Genomic DNA, 3,425 nt, shown 5'->3' with positions numbered 1-3,425 from the left:
AGTTTTTCGCCAGCAAGCTCGCCATACTTTCCGACCGCGCAAAACAAAACCCCTGACTGCATAAGCAATCAGGGGTTCTGGAATTTAATCTTGACGATGACCTACTCTCACATGGGGAAACCCCACACTACCATCGGCGATGCATCGTTTCACTGCTGAGTTCGGGATGGGATCAGGTGGTTCCAATGCTCTATGGTCGTCAAGAAATTCGGGTACTGAGTCGTGGCCAGTTGGCCTCGCTTCAGCAAATTGGGTATGTGATAGCTTTCGGTGTTTTGCAAGATCTCGAACTTTCGGTTCGTTTCGTCTTCACACACCGCAATCTGGTCTCTTCGACGCAAATTGCTTGGGTGTTATATGGTCAAGCCTCACGGGCAATTAGTATTGGTTAGCTCAACGCCTCACAGCGCTTACACACCCAACCTATCAACGTCGTAGTCTTCGACGGCCCTTCAGGGAACTCAAGGTTCCAGTGAGATCTCATCTTGAGGCTAGTTTCCCGCTTAGATGCTTTCAGCGGTTATCTATTCCGAACATAGCTACCCGGCAATGCCACTGGCGTGACAACCGGAACACCAGAGGTTCGTCCACTCCGGTCCTCTCGTACTAGGAGCAGCCCCTCTCAAATCTCAAACGTCCACGGCAGATAGGGACCGAACTGTCTCACGACGTTCTAAACCCAGCTCGCGTACCACTTTAAATGGCGAACAGCCATACCCTTGGGACCGGCTTCAGCCCCAGGATGTGATGAGCCGACATCGAGGTGCCAAACACCGCCGTCGATATGAACTCTTGGGCGGTATCAGCCTGTTATCCCCGGAGTACCTTTTATCCGTTGAGCGATGGCCCTTCCATACAGAACCACCGGATCACTAAGACCTACTTTCGTACCTGCTCGACGTGTCTGTCTCGCAGTCAAGCGCGCTTTTGCCTTTATACTCTACGACCGATTTCCGACCGGTCTGAGCGCACCTTCGTACTCCTCCGTTACTCTTTAGGAGGAGACCGCCCCAGTCAAACTACCCACCATACACTGTCCTCGATCCGGATAACGGACCTGAGTTAGAACCTCAAAGTTGCCAGGGTGGTATTTCAAGGTTGGCTCCACGCGAACTGGCGTCCACGCTTCAAAGCCTCCCACCTATCCTACACAAGCAAATTCAAAGTCCAGTGCAAAGCTATAGTAAAGGTTCACGGGGTCTTTCCGTCTAGCCGCGGATACACTGCATCTTCACAGCGATTTCAATTTCACTGAGTCTCGGGTGGAGACAGCGCCGCCATCGTTACGCCATTCGTGCAGGTCGGAACTTACCCGACAAGGAATTTCGCTACCTTAGGACCGTTATAGTTACGGCCGCCGTTTACCGGGGCTTCGATCAAGAGCTTCGCGTTAGCTAACCCCATCAATTAACCTTCCGGCACCGGGCAGGCGTCACACCCTATACGTCCACTTTCGTGTTTGCAGAGTGCTGTGTTTTTAATAAACAGTCGCAGCGGCCTGGTATCTTCGACCGGCATGAGCTTACGGAGCAAGTCCTTCACCCTCACCGGCGCACCTTCTCCCGAAGTTACGGTGCCATTTTGCCTAGTTCCTTCACCCGAGTTCTCTCAAGCGCCTTGGTATTCTCTACCCAACCACCTGTGTCGGTTTGGGGTACGGTTCCTGGTTACCTGAAGCTTAGAAGCTTTTCTTGGAAGCATGGCATCAACCACTTCGTCATCTAAAAGATGACTCGTCATCAGCTCTCGGCCTTAGAATCCCGGATTTACCTAAGATTCCAGCCTACCACCTTAAACTTGGACAACCAACGCCAAGCTGGCCTAGCCTTCTCCGTCCCTCCATCGCAATAACCAGAAGTACAGGAATATTAACCTGTTTTCCATCGACTACGCTTTTCAGCCTCGCCTTAGGGACCGACTAACCCTGCGTCGATTAACGTTGCGCAGGAAACCTTGGTCTTTCGGCGTGGGTGTTTTTCACACCCATTATCGTTACTCATGTCAGCATTCGCACTTCTGATACCTCCAGCAAGCTTCTCAACTCACCTTCACAGGCTTACAGAACGCTCCTCTACCGCATCACCCGAAGGTGATACCCGTAGCTTCGGTGTATGGTTTGAGCCCCGTTACATCTTCCGCGCAGGCCGACTCGACTAGTGAGCTATTACGCTTTCTTTAAAGGGTGGCTGCTTCTAAGCCAACCTCCTAGCTGTCTAAGCCTTCCCACATCGTTTCCCACTTAACCATAACTTTGGGACCTTAGCTGACGGTCTGGGTTGTTTCCCTTTTCACGACGGACGTTAGCACCCGCCGTGTGTCTCCCATGCTCGGCACTTGTAGGTATTCGGAGTTTGCATCGGTTTGGTAAGTCGGGATGACCCCCTAGCCGAAACAGTGCTCTACCCCCTACAGTGATACATGAGGCGCTACCTAAATAGCTTTCGAGGAGAACCAGCTATCTCCGAGCTTGATTAGCCTTTCACTCCGATCCACAGGTCATCCGCTAACTTTTCAACGGTAGTCGGTTCGGTCCTCCAGTTAGTGTTACCCAACCTTCAACCTGCCCATGGATAGATCGCCCGGTTTCGGGTCTATTCCCAGCGACTAGACGCCCTATTAAGACTCGCTTTCGCTACGCCTCCCCTATTCGGTTAAGCTCGCCACTGAAAATAAGTCGCTGACCCATTATACAAAAGGTACGCAGTCACAGAACAAAGTCTGCTCCCACTGCTTGTACGCATACGGTTTCAGGATCTATTTCACTCCCCTCTCCGGGGTTCTTTTCGCCTTTCCCTCACGGTACTAGTTCACTATCGGTCAGTCAGTAGTATTTAGCCTTGGAGGATGGTCCCCCCATATTCAGACAAAGTTTCTCGTGCTCCGTCCTACTCGATTTCATGACTAAGAGATTTTCGCGTACAGGGCTATCACCCACTATGGCCGCACTTTCCAGAGCGTTCCGCTAATCTCAAAGCCACTTAAGGGCTAGTCCCCGTTCGCTCGCCACTACTAAGGGAATCTCGGTTGATTTCTTTTCCTCAGGGTACTTAGATGTTTCAGTTCCCCTGGTTCGCTCCATACACCTATGTATTCAGTGTAAGGTAACCATCTTATGATGGTTGGGTTCCCCCATTCAGACATCTCCGGATCAAAGTCTGTTTGCCGACTCCCCGAAGCTTTTCGCAGGCTACCACGTCTTTCATCGCCTCTGACTGCCAAGGCATCCACCGTATGCGCTTCTTCACTTGACCATATAACCCCAAGCAATCTGGTTATACTGTGAAGACGACATTCGCCGAAAATTCGCAATTACTTACAAATTTTACCTTAGCCTGATCCGTTACCAGTGAAAGTAACGTTCAGTCTATCTTTCTATCACATACCCAAATTTTTAAAGAACGATCTAATCAAAGACTAGAAATCAA

General features: G+C 50.8%; 2 rRNA genes. Both read right to left on the bottom strand.

What is annotated here, in order from left to right:
* Positions 1-88 precede the first annotated feature (88 nt).
* Positions 89-204: ribosomal RNA gene (gene rrf, locus HX824_RS30260) — 5S ribosomal RNA — on the bottom strand.
* A 153-nt stretch (positions 205-357) separates the two neighbouring features.
* Positions 358-3,251, bottom strand: a 23S ribosomal RNA gene (locus HX824_RS30255).
* Positions 3,252-3,425: the final 174 nt, after the last annotated feature.

It is taken from the genome of Pseudomonas sp. D4002 (genome assembly GCF_013385665.1).
In the GTDB taxonomy this organism is placed as follows: domain Bacteria; phylum Pseudomonadota; class Gammaproteobacteria; order Pseudomonadales; family Pseudomonadaceae; genus Aquipseudomonas.
This window is presented reverse-complemented; position numbering and strand designations above follow the sequence as displayed.